The organism is Nonomuraea sp. ATR24 (genome assembly GCF_041950485.1).
In the GTDB taxonomy this organism is placed as follows: Bacteria; Actinomycetota; Actinomycetes; order Streptosporangiales; family Streptosporangiaceae; genus Nonomuraea; species Nonomuraea ceibae.
On the sequence record NZ_JBGNUU010000001.1, the window covers coordinates 117933 to 132978 of the forward strand.

Here is a 15046-nt window from a genome sequence, read left to right on the forward strand (position 1 = left end):
TGCGTGATTCGGAAGCGCGCATAGCGTGGCGGCTGACATGGTGGCGTTCCGAGTTCTGGGGCCAGTCGAGGCGTACGAAAACGACGAACTCGACCTCGGCGGGTTGCGGCAACGGGCCGTGCTCGCCCGGCTTCTCGTGGCCAGGGGCCAGGTGGTGCCCGTCGACACGCTGCTGTACGACCTGTGGGACGACGACACCGCCAAGGGCGCCCAGTCGGGGCTGCAGGTCTACATCTCGCGGCTGCGCCGGGTGCTGGAGCCGGGCCGCCCGCGCGGTGGGCCCAACCGGCTGCTGGTGACCGTCGCCTCGGGCTACGCGCTGCGGGTGGCGCCCGAGCAGGTCGACGCGCTCCGCTTCGAGCAGCTCGTCCGGACGGCGGGCGAGCACCTCGACGACGGCGACCCGCAGGCCGCGCGCGGCCGCCTGGAGAAGGCGCTGGGCCTGTGGCGCGGCACCCCCTACTCCGACTTCGCCGACCAGCAGTGGGCCGAGGCCGAGGTCAACCGGCTGACCGAGCTGCGGCTGGTGGCCCGCGAGCGGCATGCCGACACCGGCCTGCGCCTGGGCATGCCCGCCGAGACCGTGCCCGACCTGGAGGCGCTCACCACCGAGCACCCGCTGCGCGAGGAGGGCTGGCGGCTGCTCGGCCTGGGCCTCTACCGGTGCGGCCGGCAGGGCGACGCGCTGGCGGCGCTGCGCCGGGCGCGCAACATCCTGGCCGACGAGCTCGGCATCGACCCCGGGCCGGCGCTGCGCAAGCTGGAGTCCGACATCCTCGCCCAGGCGCCCGAGCTGGAGCTGGCCCCGCCGCCCCGCCCGTCGCGACCGGTGCCGCCCGCCGACACGTGGCCGCCCAGGCCCGCCACCCCGATCGAGCCGCCGCCGCTGGAGCCCGAGCCGTTCGTCGGCCGTGACGCCGAGCTGTCGAGGCTGACCACGGCCGCCGCCCGCACCGGCCGCTTCCAGGTGGCGATCGTCACCGGCGTCGCCGGGGCGGGCAAGACGACGCTGCTGCGCCAGTTGCAGAGCAGGCTGACCGCCGACGGCTGGATGACCTCCTCCGGCGCCTGCCCCGACTCCAGCGCCACCCCGCCCGGCTGGGCCTGGGTGGAGATCCTGCGCGCGCTCGTCGGCACGACCGGCGCGGGCGAGTACGCGCAGCTCCTGGCCCCGCTGCTGGACGACGCCGCGCCCGCGCCCGACGACGACGAGGTGTCCGGCGGGTTCCGGCTGCACCGGGCCGTCGGCGGCTACCTGGCGGGCGTCGCGCGCCGGGCCCCGGTGCTGCTCACGCTGGAGGACCTGCACTGGGCCGACGACCAGACGCTGGCGCTGCTGCGCGCGCTGCCGAGCCTGCTGGCCACCAGCCGGGTGCTGCTCGTGGTCACCTGCCGCGAGAGCGAGCTCGACGACCGGCAGGCCGACGTGCTGGCCGCGCTGGCCAGGCTGGGCCCGGTCCGGGTGGGCCTGTCCGGGCTCGCCCCGAAGGCCGTGGCCGAGCTGGTCCGGGCCACCTGCGTGCGCGAGATCGACGAGGACGCCGTCGAGTCGATCGTCGAGCGCACCGGCGGCAACCCGTTCTTCGTCCGCGAGACCGTCCGGCTGCTCGACGCCGAGGGCGCGGCCGACCGGGCGAGCGCGGCCGAGGTGCTGTCGCGGGTGCCCTCGGGGGTGCGGGACGTGCTGCGGCGGCGCGTCTCCCGGCTGCCCGCCGGTGCGCAGCAGATCCTGCTGCAGGCGGCGGTGATCGGCCGCGACGTGGACGTGGACGTGCTGGTCGACGTGGCCGGCGACGAGGACGCCGTGGTGGAGGCGGTCGAGGCGGCGCTGCTGGCCGGGCTGGTGACCGAGCCGGGCCCCGGGCTGCTGCGGTTCGACCACGACCTGGTGCGCGACACCCTCTACTCCGACGCCTCGCGGCTGCGCCGCACCCGGCTGCACGCGGCCGTGGCGGCGGTGATCGAGCGGCGGGCGCCGTCCGACGTGGCCGCGCTGGCCCACCACTACTTCCTGGCCGACGCCGCCGACAAGGCGGTGCACTACTCGGGGCTGGCCGCCGAGCAGGCCGAGCGGCGCTTCGCGCACCGCGAGGCGGCGACGCTGTGGGAGCAGGCCATCGCCGCCTTCGACCGCACCGGCGGCGACACCAAGCAGCGGCTGCGGCTCATGCTGCGCCGGATCAAGGCGCTGGCGCTGTGCGGCGACATGCACACGGCCCGGCTGTTGCGCCGCGAGGCGATGGACGCCGCGCTGCCGCTGGGCGACCTGGAGCTGACCGCGCGGGTCGCGGCGGCGCTCGCGGTGCCGCACAAGGGCATGGCGCGTGACTTCACCCGCACCGCGTGGGAGATCGTCGACGTCACCGAGCGGGCGCTGAGCGAGCTGCCCGAGGGCGAGCAGCAGCTGCGGGCCAGCCTGCTCACCACGCTGGCGCTGGAGCTGGAGGGCTCCTCCTCGCCCGAGCGGGGCCGGCAGGCGTCGCTGGAGGCGCTGGAGGTGGCCCGGCAGAGCGGCGACCCGGTGCTGATCGCGGTCGCGCTGAGCGGGCGGCTGCGCCAGTCCTACGACATCCCGGCCGTCGACACCCGCGAGAGCATCGGCCGCGAGCTGCTCGACGTGGCCCAGCGCTCCGGCCAGGTCGCCACCCAGGCGCTGGCCCATCTGGTGCTGCTGGAGTGCGCGGCGGCGCGCGGCGAGTTCGGCGTCGCCGACGAGCACGCTGCCGCCGCCGACCGGCTGGCCCGGCAGTACGACCTGCCGGCCCCGGCCGCCGTCCACGCCTGGTATTCCGGGCAGCGGCAGATGATCGCCGGCGACTACACGGGCGCCGAGCGGGCCTATCGCGACGCGGCCCGGATGACGGCGCGGGCGGGCATGCTGGAGGGCCGCCAGGACCTGCCGCTGATCACCACGTTCTGCCTGCACCTGGTCGACGGCCGGGCGGCCGAGACGGTCGAGCTCCTGGCCGAGGCCCACCAGCGCGGCGCGAAGTGGACCCTCGACGCCTACGCGCTGGCGCTCGCCTCGGCCGGTCACGTGGCCGACGCCAAGGCGGTCGCCGCCGTCCGCCCGCCGGTGCGGCCCGACTTCCTGTACGAGCTCGCGATGACGTGGCGGGCGCTGGCCGGGATGCTGCTCGACGACCGGGAGCGAATGGTCGACTGCTACGACAAGCTCAAGCCGTTCGCCGACCGGGTGGCGGGCGCCGGCACCGGGGTCGTGGCGCTGTGGCCGGTGGCGCTGACGCTGGGCGACCTGGCGATCCGGCTGGGTCAGCCGGCCGCCGCCCGCGAGCACTACGGCAAGGCGCTGGAGGTGGCGCACCGGATCGGGGTGCCGCGCTGGGTGGAGGCGGCGCAGCGCTCGGTCAGCAGCTCACCTGGAAGCGGTCGCTCCTGATCGCCTCGCGCCCCTCGGCCTTGAGCTCGACGCGATACCAGCCGGGGTTGGCGGAGATGGCCGGGTCCCAGGCGGCGCTCTCCTCGGCTCCCGCGAACCCGGAGTAGTGCACCAGATAGGTGCCCCAGGTGTTGGTGCCGGGGTTCCAGCGGGCCAGCCGCCAGCGGTAGGAGACGGCCTCGTCGGGGTCGGGGTTGACGATCACCGTACGGGCCAGGAACGTCTTCAGGCAGTCCGGCGCGCTGTCGAGGGCGGTGACCGTGACCTCGCCGGGCACCGCGGCGGGCAGCGCGGCGGGCACTGTGCGTGCCGGCAGGGTGACCGCCCGGGCGGGGGCGGGCGCGGGCAGCGGCGCGGAGCTCGCGGCGCCGTACGCGGTCAGGCCGGCGTAGGCGGCGGCGAAGGCGAGGGCCGCCACGAGGAACTTCACCGCGCTCGCCGCGCCGGTGGCCAGTGCCGTACGGCTGCTTCTCGTCGCCTTGCTCAACCCGGTCAACACGGTCAGCACCTCTCTTCGCTCACCGCCCAGCGTGGGGCACGGGTATTGAGCGTCGCTTGTCACACGCTTGCAACCTGCCTGTGGCGGTAACGTAAGGGGTGAACTAAGGTAAGCCTGACCTAATGGTTTGGCGTGGGGGGAGTCGGCTCATGGCATCACGCGTTCTGGCCGTCCCCGCGCCCACCGACCCCTTCCTGTTCGGGATTCCCTACTGGCTGGTGGGGGCGATCCTGATCCTCGCCCTGTTCGGAGCGTTCCAGGTCTATTACTGGGTGGGCCGCAGGCTCGGCGAGAAGCTGTACGACTCCCGCATCGGCGTCAAGGTGGGCCGCGAGCGGATCGAGAAGGTCGAGCGCGTCGTCGAGCGGTGGGGGGCGTTCGCCGTCTACGGCTGCTTCTGGGTGCCGATGCTGCGCCACACGCTGCCGTGGGTGGCCGGTGCGCTGCGGGTGTCCTATCCGTGGTACGTCGTGGCCAGCGCGCTGGGCTGCCTGACGTGGGCGCCGATGTGGTGGTTCGGGCTGACGGCGCTGGTGTGGGGCTGGTTCCGGATCGCCGCGTCCTCGCCTGTCACGGCCGGGGCGCTGGCGGTGGCGGCGGTGGCCGGGGTCGTGGTGATCGTGATGCGGCGCAGGAGGAAGCGGACCTTCGTCGGCTGACGCTTTCCGGTTGTTTTCCCCTTTCGGGGTGGGTTTGGCGCGCCTCCGGGTGGTTCGGATGCCACGATGTCCGTCATGTTCGTCATGCGAATCGCGGCCTGTATAGGTTCCGCGCTGCTCGTCCTGATAGCCGGGACTCCGGCGTACGCGGCGGATACGCCCACCGTCAAGGCGAAGGTCGGCTACGTGGTCGACTCGGCGGGAACGATCCACTTCGGCAAGCGGGAGACCGCTCGGGTGCCGGTCGCCAGCCTGGTCAAGGTGATGACCGCCTACGTGGTGCTGCGCGAGGCCCGGCTGGGCGACACGGTCACCGTGACCGCCGCGGACGTGCGTCACGCGGTGCGCAACGGCGCCACCTCGGCCGCGCTCAAGAAGGGCGAGCGGCTGACCGTGCGCGACCTGCTCTACGGGCTCATGCTGCCCTCGGGCGCCGACGCGGCCCACGCGCTGGCCCGCCGCTACGGGCCGGGCACGAACGCCTTCGTGCGCAAGATGAACGCCACCGCCCGCGTGCTCGGCCTGGACGACACCCGCTACACGAACGCCGACGGCCTGCCGAAGCCGTCGCTCGGCGGCTATTCGACGGCCGTGGACCAGGCCGAGCTGGCGCGCCGGGCGCTGGAGAACCCGGTCTTCCGCACGATCGTCGGCCGCGAGGTGCACCGGGTGCCGAAGACGTCCGCGCACCGGGCGCACACCTGGCGCAACACCAACAAGCTGCTCACCCGGGCCGACGGCGTGACGGGGGTGAAGACCGGCTACACGCGGGCGGCGGGGTTCTGCCTGCTGTTCGCGGGCGAGCGGGGCGGCAGGCAGGTGATCGGCGTGCTGCTGAACGACCAGGACGAGCGCCGTTTCAGCACCGCCGAACGGCTGCTCGACCATGCCGGCAGCCAGATCGAGGTCAGCTGACCGGCATGCCCGGACAGGCGGGGTCGAGCCGGTCGGCCGTCACCCGGAGCGTGTAGGCGAGCCGCACCCGCACCCGTCTCCTGTCGCGGGAGTGCTTCACCGGCGCGTCCGGCAGCGCCTCGGTCAGCGTGTCCGTGTGTCCCAGCGCGCTCTGATGAGCCAGTACCTGCATGGCGTCCATGACACCTCCTTAATCAATTAAGACCTTAATTGATTAAGGAGGGCTCCGGCAAGGGATTCCGATACCGTTGGACGATGGCCAAGGTCACGCTGCAGACGATCGCCGACAGGGTGGGCGTGTCGCGGGCCACCGTGTCCTACGCCTTCTCCCGGCCCGACCAGCTCAGCGACGGGCTGCGCCGGCGCATCCTGGAGGTGGCCGACGAGCTGGGCTACGCCGGGCCCAACGCGACCGCGCGCTCCCTGCGGCTCGGCCGGGCCGGCGCGCTCGGCCTGCTGTTCAGCGAGACCCTGCCCTACGCGTTCGCCGACCCGTACGCGGTCGGGTTCTTCCAGGGGTTGGCCGCCGCCGCCGAGGACGCGGGCGTCGGGCTGCTCATCCTGCCGCTGCCGCGCGGCGAGCAGCGCCCGGTGCCGGTGCGTGACGCGGTGGTCGACGCCTTCTGCGTGGTCTCGCTGCCCGACGGGCACCCCGCGCTGGCGGAGGTGCTGGCCAGGAGGCTGCCGATGGTGGTGGTCGACGAGCCGTACGTGCCGGGCCACCCGTTCGTCGGGATCGACGAGCCGGCGGCGGGGGCGCTGGCCGCCCGCCACGTGCTGGAGCTGGGCCACCGGCGCGTCGGGGTGGCGATGGTGGGCCTGCACGACGACGGCCGCACCGGCTGGGCCGACCCGGCGCGGCAGCGGGCGGCGACGTTCGAGGCGATGCGCGGCCGGCGGGGCGGCTACGAGAGCGCCTGCGTGGCCGCCGGGGTCGACTGGGCGGGCGTGCCGTTCTACGAGCTGTCCCGCAACTCGCGGGAGGCGGGCCGGGAGGCCGGGCACGCGCTGCTCCGGGCCGACCCTCGGCCCACCGCCGTCCTGACCAACACCGACGTGCTGGCGCTCGGCATCCTCGACGCCGCCGCCGACCTGGGGCTGCGGGTGCCGGAGGACCTGTCGGTGGTCGGGTTCTCCGACAGCGCGGCGCAGGAGGCCGGGCTGACGACGATCCGGCAGGCCAAGCAGGAGATCGGCGAGAAGGCCGGGCGGCTGCTGCTGTCCGACCCGCCGGCCGCGCCGGAGCGGCTGATCTTCCCGCACGAGCTGATCGTCCGCTCGTCCACGGCGGCGCCTCACTGAAATTTCAGTGAAATAATGGCCCCCTCACGCCACCAAAAGGTACGAATTCCCCGCGAACACCCCATTGACGCCCCTCTGACGGGCACGTAAGTTCACTGAAAAGCCTCCGAAAATCGCAATCGCGCGAGGAGACGTGTGAACACGATCGCGTTCATGGGAGCCAACTTCGTCACCAGGGAGACCGGCAGCCGCATGCCCGCCCCCGGCTGGGGAGAGGCCGACCGGGTCACCAACGAGCGGTTCGCCCCGCTCGACGGCTTCGCCGGGCGGTTCGGCGGCATCGTCGCCGAGGTCGCCGGGCTCGGCTTCACCTCGATGGACGTCTGGACCGCCCACCTGAACCCGGCCTGGGCCACCGACGAGCACCTGGAGATCGCCGCCGGGCTGCTCGCCGGCCACGAGCTGTCCGTACCGAGCCTGGCCGGGTCCGCCGGGGCCGACGTGGCGTACTTCCGCGGCCTGTGCCGGATCGCCCGCGCCGTCGGGGCGCCCGTCATCGGCGGGATGGCGCCCGTGCTGCGCACCGACCGCGAGGCGGTGGTGGCCGCGCTGGAGGAGCACGATCTCCGGCTCGGCGTGGAGAACCACCCCGAACGCACCCCCGAGGAGTATCTGGAGGCGATGGGCGACGACGCCGGCGGCCGGATCGGCGCGGCGCTCGACACCGGCTGGTTCGGCACCCACGGCTACGACGCCGCCGAGGCGATCAAGGTGCTCGGTGACCGGATCTTCCACGTGCACCTGAAGGACGTGGCGGCGCCCGGCGGCCACGACACGGTGGCGCTCGGCGACGGCTGCGTGCCGGTGCGGCGGTGCGTGGAGGAGCTGCGGCGCATCGGCTACACGGGCACGATCAGCATCGAGCACGAGCCTGAGGACCGCGACCCGATCCCCGAGGTGCTGACGTCGCGCGAGCGGCTGCGGCAGTGGCTGGAGGTGTGAGCATGGAGACCACCGACGCGACCACCGACGCGACCACCGGCGTGGCAATCGTCGGCTGCGGCAACATCGCCCAGCGCTACGCCGCCGACCTCGCCGGCTACCCCGAGATCGAGCTGCGCGGCGTCCAGGACGTCGACCCGGCGCGGGCCGCGACCCTGGCGGCGGCGCACGGCGTGCGCGCCTACCCGTCGCTGGACGAGCTGCTGGCCGACCCGGGCGTCTCGATCGTGGTCAACCTGACCGCGCACCACGCCCACTACGAGGTGATCCGCCGCTGTCTGGAGGCGGGCCGGCACGTGCACAGCGAGAAGCCGCTCGCCCTGCGCTACGAGGAGGCGGCCGAGCTGGTCGAGCTGGCCGGCAGGAAGGGGCTGCGCCTGGGCGGGGCGCCCGCCACGTTCCTCGGCGAGGCCCAGCAGACCGCGCTCAAGCTGCTGCGCGAGAACGCCACCGGCCGGCTCAGGCTCGTCTACGGAGAGGTCAACTGGGGGCGCATCGAGACCTGGCACCCGGACCCGGTCGGCTTCTACGAGGTCGGGCCGCTGTTCGACGTGGGCGTCTACCCGCTGACGATCGTCACGACGGCGCTCGGCCCGGCCCGGCGGGTGACCGCGTTCGCCTCCGTCGTGCACCCCGAGCGGACGCGGCTCGACGGGCGGCCGTTCACGATCACCACGCCCGACTACGTGGTGGCCAACGTCGAGTTCGACGGCGGCGTCCTGCTCCGGCTGACCTGCGACTTCTACGTCCCCGGTCACGGCACGCGGCAGCACGGGCTGGAGTTCCACGGCGACACCGGGTCGCTGCTGCTGCGCTCCTGGCACGACTTCGACTCCGCGCTGGAGGTCGCCGCCTTCGGGGAGGAGCCGCGTCCCGTCGAGCCGCTGCGGCCCGCGTACCGGGGCGTGGAGTGGGGCCGGGCCGTGCGGGACCTGGCGGCGGCCGTCCGCGAGGGTCGGCCGCACCGGGCCACCGGGCGGCAGGCCGCGCACGTGGTGGAGATTCTCTGCGCCACCCGCGCCTCCTACGAGCAGGGCAGGCCGGTGGAGCTGACGTCGGTCTTCGAGCCTCCCGCGCCTCTGGATGGGTACGCCTGATCTGGACGAGGGGAGCAAGATGCGGATCAGAGTGACCGTCTGGAGCGAGAACTACCACGAACAGCGCGAAGAGGACGTACGCCGCCGCTACCCGGACGGCATCCACGGCGCGATCGCGGCCGGGCTGAACGCGCACCTGGGCGGCGAGGCGCGGGTGCGCACCGCCGTGCTCGACGACCCCGAGCACGGCCTGTCCGACAAGGAGCTGGCCGAGACCGACGTGCTCACCTGGTGGGGGCACATGGCGCACGAGGAGGTCGCCGACGAGGTCGTCGCCCGGGTGCGGCAGCGGGTGCTAGGCGGCATGGGGCTGGTGGTGCTGCACTCCGGCCACTACTCCAAGATCTTCCGCAGCCTGATGGGCACCACCTGCACGCTCAACTGGCGTGACGCGGGCGAGCGCGAGCTCGTGTGGACCGTCGCCCCCGGCCACCCCATCGCCCAGGGCGTGCCGCGCCCGCTGGTGATCGGGGAGCAGGAGACGTATGGCGAGCCGTTCGGCGTCCCGGAGCCGGACGAGCTGGTGTTCATCAGCAACTTCAGCGGCGGCGAGGTGTTCCGCAGCGGCTGCTGCTACACCCGCGGCCTGGGCCGGATCTTCTACTTCAGCCCCGGCGACCAGAACTATCCCGTCTACCACGATCCGGACGTGCACCGGGTGCTCGCGAACGCGGTGCGCTGGGCCGCGCCGTCCGCCCCCGTCGGCCCGCCCCTGGACAACGCCCACACCCCCATCCACTGGTAGCGCCCTTGCCCTGTTGACCTTGCCAGCCCTAGTGTCACGCCTTGTGAAAATTCGCGTGATCGCCGCGCTGAGCGCCGCCGCTCTGCTGCCGTTGACCGGCACCGCCGCGGCGGCCTCCGGCCAGGACCCGGTCGAGGGCGCCGACCTCGTCGCCAACGCCCTCTACGAGGCCGGCCCGCTCCCCAGGAGCACGTGCGCCGAGAAGCCCGTCAAGCGCAACAACAAGCCGATGGCCAGGGCCTACATCAACGCCGTCGTCGCCTGCCTGGACAGGACCTGGGGCAAGCACCTCACCGCCGCGGGCCTGGAGTTCCAGAAGCCCCGGGTGAAGTATCTGGCCAAGGTGCCCAAGGACTACTGCGACCTGGAGATCGACAACTACAACGCGCAGGCGTACTACTGCGAGAAGAACCGCACGCTGATCTTCCAGCTCGGCAAGGACTGGCTCGACGACCCGCACGACCTCTGGCTGTTCAGCATCACGTCCAGGATGTACGGGATCCACGTGCAGGAGCTCGTGGGCATCGGCGCCGCCCTGGACGAGGAGTCCTACGACGACGACGCCGAGGAGCGGGAGCTGGTACGGCGCTACAGCCTGCAGTCCGACTGCTTCGCCGGCGCGTTCATGAAGAGCGTCTGGCCGCTCAAGGGCCGCTCCGGCAAGGACTGGAAGACCTCGCTGAACCTGCTCCTGGGTGACGAGCCCGGCGACGATCGGGTCTACGGCAAGACGGCCAACATCCGGGCATGGACCAAGCGCGGGTTCGCCACCGGGAACCCCGGGTCGTGCAACACCTGGACGGCCTCGGCGTCGAAGGTCGCCTGACCGCCGCCGTCAGGTCCTGCCCGTCACGGCGCGATGCCGGAACGTCTGCGCGCCGGCACGGTGCACGGCGGCCTTGACCAGGCCGAACAGGGCTCCCTGGATCGCGGCGGCGACGAGCACCTCCGTCCAGCCGCGTTCCAGGTCGCCGGCGTCCGGGGCGTCGTCGTCGCCGGACACCAGCTTCCACGTCCGCTTGAACATCGCGGCGGCCAGGGCGCCGCTGAGCATTCCCGTCCCGAGCGAAAGAGCCTTCTCCACAGCATGCATGGCTGTGTCAGTGCCCCGTGTGGCGGCTCTAAACGGTTTCGCGCATCAGTCCATGGCAGGCGATCGCGGCGGCGGCGACGACGTTCAGCGAGTCGACGCCGGCGGCCATCGCCGTCGGGCTCATCGCGATGCACACGGCCTCGTCGGCCTCGTGCAGCCAGCGGGACGACAGGCCGTCGCCCTCGGCGCCGAGCAGCAGCGCGACCCGGCCGCCGAGCTTGACCCGGTCGATCGGGGTGACGGACTGGTCGGGGGTGAGGGCGAGGGTCTGGAACCCGGCGGCGCGCAGTTCGTCCAGGCCGGTGAACCAGTTGTCCATCCGGGCGTACGGGATCGAGAAGACGGCTCCCATGGAGACCTTGACGGCGCGGCGGTAGAGGGGATCGGCGCAGCGGGGCGACAGGACGACGCCGTCGACGCCGAGGGCGGCGGCGCAGCGGAAGATCGCGCCGACGTTGGCGTGGTCGACGATGTCCTCCAGGACGACGACGCGGGCGGCCGGGGCGAGCACCGTGTCCAGGGCGGGCAGGGGCAGGCGGGCCAGGGAGGCGAGGGCGCCCCGGTGGACCTGGAAGCCGGCGATGCCCGACATGATCTCGTCGCTGACGACGTACACGGTGGCGTCGCCGAGGACGTCGGCGAGGGGCTGGAGCCAGCGGCCGGTCGTCAGGACGGAGCGGACGGGGTAGCCGGCGGCGATGGCGCGCCTGATCACCTTCTCGCCTTCCGCCAGGAACAGGCCGCGCTCGGCTTCGAGGCTCTTGCGGAGCTCCACGTCGCGCAGCCGGGTGTAGTCGGCCAGGCGGGGGTCGGCGGCGTCGGTTACGTACTCAAGCACCTTCCGATACTGCCACGAGCCGCCTGAGCTGCCAGCCGACGGCGTAGCAGACGAGCACCAGGCACAGGCCGACGACGGTGCCGGCGCCCACCTTGGTGATCACGGCGGGCAGCCCGTACGCCGGGTTGGGCTCGTCGACCAGCGGCCAGACGAACGCGCCGGTCAGGATGCCGGCGGCGCCGCCGGTGAGGACGCCGCCGCGCACGCGGGCGGAGACGCGCAGGCGGCCGGGCACCGGCGCGGGCGGCATCGCGGCGAGGCCGCGCCAGGCCCACCACACGACGACGGCCAGGCCGACGGCCGACGACACGTACTGCAGCACGCGGAACAGCGGCAGCACGCCGAGGACGGAGACGCCGAGCCAGTGGCCCCACTCCTGCGGCCCGGTGGAGTGCGTGAAGGAGTCCCACAGCACGTGCGTGCCCGAGCCGACCAGCGCGCCCGCGACCACGGCGGGCAGGCGGGACAGCAGTTCGCGGCGGGTCGGCAGGAGGGTCGCGGCGCGGCCGGCGAACGCGGGCGGCAGCAGCCCGATCAGCGGGTCGCGCAGCAGGCCGTGGAAGAGCACGAGCAGCACCAGCACCGCCGCCAGGTCCACGGTGACGACGCCCTGCCAGGAGTGCCAGTCGCTGTAGTCGGGCAGGAACGGCAGGAAGATCGGCAGGTCGGGCACCATCGCTCCGACCGCGAGCGCCCAGGGGTCGGTCCACCTGCGCATGCGCGGTGACGACACCAGCGGCAGCACGGCCGCGATGTGACTGGGCGTGAACGGCATCGGCCCCCCATATCCCGTCGACGATCACTGCACACTACCCGGGAAGCTTGAACATTCTTTGCCGCCGGCCTCTAAGGTCACGATAAGTAATGGGTACGGCACATAATGCTGTCGACGGCCGGAAGCCGAGAATGCGGAGGTTCAAGGTGCCTGACCAGCGGGTTCATGCGCATCCGGCCGCGTCAGCCGATTGGATCAGGGCTGCGAGGCTGGCGCGTTCACTCTCCGTGGTCACCATCGTGTGGCTGGCGGTGGAGAGCTCGCTCGGGCTGGCGGCGGGGCTGGCGGCGCATTCGGTGGCGTTGATCGGGTGGGGGCTGTCGGCTCTGGTGGAGGTGGCGGCGAGCCTGATCGTGGTGTGGCGGTTCACGGGGAAGCGGACACTGTCGGCGAGCGCGGAGCATCGGGCGCGGCGGGCGATCGCGGTGAGCTTCTGGCTGCTCGCGCCCTATCTGATCGTGCACGTGGGTCACGACCTGGATGCCGGGCACCGGGCGGTGCCGACCGTGCTGGGGATCGTGGTGACGGCGGTGAGCCTGGTCAGCATGCCGATCCTGGGGCTGGTCAAGCGGCGGCTGGCCCGGCGGCTGGCCTCAGGGGCGACGGCCGGGGAGGCCGCGCAGAACCTGATCTGCGGCGCGATGGCGGCCGGGGTGCTGGCCGGTCTGTGGGCGGGCACGATCGGGTGGTGGTGGGTCGATCCGGCGATGGCGCTCGCTCTGGCGGTGGTCGCCGTGCGTGAGGGATGGCGGGCGTGGCACGGTCACGCATGCTGCCACTGACCGTCACCGAGCGTTATTAGCGCACCAAAACAGGTGTTTTGCCACAGCAAGCACACCGAGTATCGTCTCCCGAGTATTGCGGAGCATCACCGGCTAGGGTCTCCGAAAGGCTTCCAAACACACACCAAGAGGACATCGTGGGGCGACACCGCACAGACGAGTTCGATGGCGGCTACCGAGCCCAGGATCCACCCCCCAGCAGAAGGCGGGCCGGTCGCGGCGGACGCGGCCGGGTGCTCGTCCCGCTCGCGGGAGCAGTGGCGCTCGCCGTGCTCCTCGGTGTGGCCGCGTTCGTCATCTTCAACCGGGAGCACGACTGCTCCAGCGGCAAGCTGCCGCTGACCGTCGTCGCGACGCCGGACGTCCAGCCGGCCCTGAACAAGATCGCGGGCACCTACAACAAGGCGCTGCACTCGATCGACAGCAGGTGCGTCGAGGTCAAGGTGGCCAGGGAGAGCGCGGCCCGGACGGAGAACGCGCTGGTCGCCGGCAAGTTCAAGGGCGACGTGTGGGTGGCCGACTCCAGCCTCGTGGTGGAGCGGGTGCGCAGCCAGGAGTCCGTCACGCTGCCCGAGCCCGCGGGCTCGGTCGCGTCCTCGCCGGTGGTGCTGGCCACGGCCAAGAGCTCGGCGGCCAAGCTGGAGGGCACGCTCAAGCCGAGCTGGTCCGGCATGGTCGCGGCGGCCAACGTGGCGAACGTGGACGGGCCCGGCAGGAAGGTCCGCGTGCTGGCCCTCGATCCGCAGAAGAACTCCGCCGGGCTGGCCGCGCTGCTGGCGGCGGCTGGCACCGCGAAGGCGGCCAAGCAGGACAAGGCGCTGGTGGGCGCGCTCAAGGAACTGTCCGGGCAGCTCGTCGCCGACCCGACCGCGCTGCTGGCGAGCCTCACCGTGAAGTCCGGTGACCGGGTGCCGATCGGCGTCACGTCCGAGCAGGCGATTCACGTACACAACACGAAAAAGCCGGACACGCCGGTGGTGGCGCTGTACCCGAGCGAGGGCACGCTGAGCCTGGACTACCCGCTCACCGTCGTCACCAAGGACGCCGCGAAGCTCAAGGCCGCCGCCGACTTCCGGCAGGAGCTCGGCAAGGAGTCGGCGCTCAAGGTGCTGCGCGCCCAGGGCTTCCGCGATCCCGGCGGCAAGGCGGGCGAGACGCTGTCGGAGGACAAGGGGTTCACCCCGGCGGCGCCCAAGGCCATGCGCGCCCCCGACGTCAAGACCGTCGCCACCATGACGCAGACCTGGTCCCGGCTCAACCTCGGCACCCGGCTGCTCACGCTGCTGGACGTGTCGGGCACGATGGCGCTGCCCGACCCCGGCACGGGGCTGACCCGCATGAAGGCCATCAGCAAGATCGCCACGGAGGGGCTGTCGCTGTTCCCGCCCGACTCCGAGATCGGCGTGTGGAACTTCTCCACCCACCTGGACGGCCGGGGCAAGGACTACCAGGAGGTCGTCCCCGTCGGGCCGCTGACCGAGAGCATCGGCGGCACGCTGCGCAAGGACGTGCTGGCCCAGCAGCTCGCCACCGTCGAGGCGAAGGCGACCGGCGACACCGGGCTGAACGACTCGCTCAAGGCCGCCTACGCGCACATGACCGAGACGTACAAGCGGGACAAGATCAACACGCTGCTGATCCTGACCGACGGGGCCGGCAACGACGACCCCGACGGCGGCGTCACCGACGCGCAGATCCTCGACTACCTGAAGTCGGCCTACGACCCGGAGCGGCCGGTGAGCATCCTGCTCATCGCGTTCGGGCCGGAGGCGCAGGCGGGCAAGCGGCAGATGGACGCGGTCGCCAAGGCGACGGGCGGCGAGGCGTACATCGCCAAGGACCCGCTGCAGGTCCGCGACTTCTTCCTCCAGGGCATGGAGCGCCGCATCTGCTCGCCCAATTGCGATGGTTGATGCCTGTTCGGCATGAATGAGGGGCCGATCGTCAACCCGCCGGGAGGAGGCGGGCGTCCTACCGCCGTGGGGACGTCCTGCAACCC

The 15046-nt window shown here is 72.6% G+C and carries 15 protein-coding genes; 10 read left to right on the forward strand and 5 right to left on the reverse strand.

Annotated elements, in window-relative coordinates; translation table 11 throughout:
* Nucleotides 1-37 precede the first annotated feature (37 nt).
* Nucleotides 38-3400, forward strand: coding sequence for a BTAD domain-containing putative transcriptional regulator (locus tag ACBI99_RS00565; protein WP_219510238.1), 3363 nt, complete (start codon nucleotides 38-40; stop codon nucleotides 3398-3400).
* Here the strand turns inward: ACBI99_RS00565 and ACBI99_RS00570 are convergent.
* Nucleotides 3369-3899 carry a hypothetical protein gene (locus ACBI99_RS00570; RefSeq protein ID WP_375071412.1) on the reverse strand — a complete coding sequence of 177 codons (531 nt, stop codon included), beginning with the start codon at nucleotides 3897-3899 and terminating at the stop codon, nucleotides 3369-3371. The two genes, ACBI99_RS00565 and ACBI99_RS00570, sit on opposite strands and share 32 nt — an antisense overlap.
* A gap of 149 nt (nucleotides 3900-4048) precedes the next feature.
* Between ACBI99_RS00570 and ACBI99_RS00575 the strand changes: the two genes are divergently transcribed.
* Nucleotides 4049-4558: a DedA family protein gene (locus ACBI99_RS00575; RefSeq protein WP_246646103.1), complete on the forward strand. Its 510-nt coding sequence runs from the start codon at nucleotides 4049-4051 to the stop codon at nucleotides 4556-4558.
* Between the two features lie 75 nt (nucleotides 4559-4633).
* On the forward strand, nucleotides 4634-5473 hold the full coding sequence (locus tag ACBI99_RS00580) for a D-alanyl-D-alanine carboxypeptidase family protein (protein ID WP_375071413.1): 840 nt from the start codon (nucleotides 4634-4636) through the stop codon (nucleotides 5471-5473).
* On the opposite strand, the gene ACBI99_RS00585 is transcribed toward ACBI99_RS00580, so the two are convergent.
* On the reverse strand, nucleotides 5466-5654 hold the full coding sequence (locus tag ACBI99_RS00585) for a hypothetical protein (protein WP_219510242.1): 189 nt from the start codon (nucleotides 5652-5654) through the stop codon (nucleotides 5466-5468). The two genes, ACBI99_RS00580 and ACBI99_RS00585, sit on opposite strands and share 8 nt — an antisense overlap.
* 74 nt (nucleotides 5655-5728) lie before the next feature.
* On the opposite strand from ACBI99_RS00585, the gene ACBI99_RS00590 reads away from it, so the two are divergent.
* The 5 genes from ACBI99_RS00590 (at nucleotide 5729) to ACBI99_RS00610 (ending at nucleotide 10385) form a co-directional block, all read left to right on the forward strand.
* Nucleotides 5729-6775 (forward strand): LacI family DNA-binding transcriptional regulator, encoded by a 1047-nt coding sequence (locus ACBI99_RS00590; protein ID WP_357585614.1) that lies wholly within the window; start codon nucleotides 5729-5731, stop codon nucleotides 6773-6775.
* A 135-nt stretch (nucleotides 6776-6910) separates the two neighbouring features.
* Nucleotides 6911-7717 (forward strand): sugar phosphate isomerase/epimerase family protein, encoded by an 807-nt coding sequence (locus ACBI99_RS00595; protein ID WP_375071414.1) that lies wholly within the window; start codon nucleotides 6911-6913, stop codon nucleotides 7715-7717.
* A 2-nt stretch (nucleotides 7718-7719) separates the two neighbouring features.
* Nucleotides 7720-8814, forward strand: coding sequence for a Gfo/Idh/MocA family protein (locus tag ACBI99_RS00600; RefSeq protein WP_375071415.1), 1095 nt, complete (start codon nucleotides 7720-7722; stop codon nucleotides 8812-8814).
* Nucleotides 8815-8833: 19 nt separating this feature from the next.
* Nucleotides 8834-9559 carry a ThuA domain-containing protein gene (locus ACBI99_RS00605; protein WP_357585610.1) on the forward strand — a complete coding sequence of 242 codons (726 nt, stop codon included), beginning with the start codon at nucleotides 8834-8836 and terminating at the stop codon, nucleotides 9557-9559.
* Between the two features lie 43 nt (nucleotides 9560-9602).
* Nucleotides 9603-10385 carry a neutral zinc metallopeptidase gene (locus ACBI99_RS00610; RefSeq protein WP_375071416.1) on the forward strand — a complete coding sequence of 261 codons (783 nt, stop codon included), beginning with the start codon at nucleotides 9603-9605 and terminating at the stop codon, nucleotides 10383-10385.
* A 9-nt stretch (nucleotides 10386-10394) separates the two neighbouring features.
* Here the strand turns inward: ACBI99_RS00610 and ACBI99_RS00615 are convergent, their stop codons facing one another.
* The 3 genes from ACBI99_RS00615 to ACBI99_RS00625 are packed head-to-tail and all read right to left on the reverse strand — an operon-like array spanning nucleotide 10395 to nucleotide 12265.
* Nucleotides 10395-10652, reverse strand: a complete 258-nt coding sequence (locus ACBI99_RS00615; protein WP_219510249.1) for a DUF4235 domain-containing protein — start codon at nucleotides 10650-10652, stop codon at nucleotides 10395-10397.
* A 28-nt stretch (nucleotides 10653-10680) separates the two neighbouring features.
* The gene (locus ACBI99_RS00620) at nucleotides 10681-11490 is read right to left on the reverse strand and encodes a TrmH family RNA methyltransferase (protein WP_375071417.1); all 810 of its coding nucleotides are present in this window, start codon (nucleotides 11488-11490) and stop codon (nucleotides 10681-10683) included.
* Nucleotides 11483-12265: a DUF4184 family protein gene (locus ACBI99_RS00625; protein WP_375071418.1), complete on the reverse strand. Its 783-nt coding sequence runs from the start codon at nucleotides 12263-12265 to the stop codon at nucleotides 11483-11485. Before ACBI99_RS00625 ends, ACBI99_RS00620 begins: the two co-directional genes overlap by 8 nt.
* A 227-nt stretch (nucleotides 12266-12492) precedes the next feature.
* Between ACBI99_RS00625 and ACBI99_RS00630 the strand changes: the two genes are divergently transcribed.
* Both ACBI99_RS00630 and ACBI99_RS00635 read left to right on the forward strand, forming a co-directional pair.
* Nucleotides 12493-13047, forward strand: a complete 555-nt coding sequence (locus ACBI99_RS00630) for a cation transporter (protein WP_308126271.1) — start codon at nucleotides 12493-12495, stop codon at nucleotides 13045-13047.
* Between the two features lie 233 nt (nucleotides 13048-13280).
* Entirely contained in the window at nucleotides 13281-14960 is a 1680-nt protein-coding gene (locus ACBI99_RS00635; RefSeq protein ID WP_357585606.1) for a substrate-binding domain-containing protein, read from the forward strand.
* Nucleotides 14961-15046 lie beyond the last annotated feature (86 nt).

Bases quoted from the DNA above. Each gene is read 5' to 3' on its own strand.
- ACBI99_RS00565 (WP_219510238.1), top strand. From the start codon at position 38: ATGGTGGCGTTCCGAGTTCTGGGGCCAGTCGAGGCGTACGAAAACGAC.
- ACBI99_RS00575 (WP_246646103.1), top strand. From the start codon at position 4,049: ATGGCATCACGCGTTCTGGCCGTCCCCGCGCCCACCGACCCCTTCCTG.
- ACBI99_RS00625 (WP_375071418.1), bottom strand. From the start codon at position 12,265: ATGCCGTTCACGCCCAGTCACATCGCGGCCGTGCTGCCGCTGGTGTCG.
- ACBI99_RS00600 (WP_375071415.1), top strand. From the start codon at position 7,720: ATGGAGACCACCGACGCGACCACCGACGCGACCACCGGCGTGGCAATC.
- ACBI99_RS00585 (WP_219510242.1), bottom strand. From the start codon at position 5,654: ATGGACGCCATGCAGGTACTGGCTCATCAGAGCGCGCTGGGACACACG.
- ACBI99_RS00615 (WP_219510249.1), bottom strand. From the start codon at position 10,652: ATGCATGCTGTGGAGAAGGCTCTTTCGCTCGGGACGGGAATGCTCAGC.
- ACBI99_RS00580 (WP_375071413.1), top strand. From the start codon at position 4,634: ATGTTCGTCATGCGAATCGCGGCCTGTATAGGTTCCGCGCTGCTCGTC.
- ACBI99_RS00590 (WP_357585614.1), top strand. From the start codon at position 5,729: ATGGCCAAGGTCACGCTGCAGACGATCGCCGACAGGGTGGGCGTGTCG.
- ACBI99_RS00605 (WP_357585610.1), top strand. From the start codon at position 8,834: ATGCGGATCAGAGTGACCGTCTGGAGCGAGAACTACCACGAACAGCGC.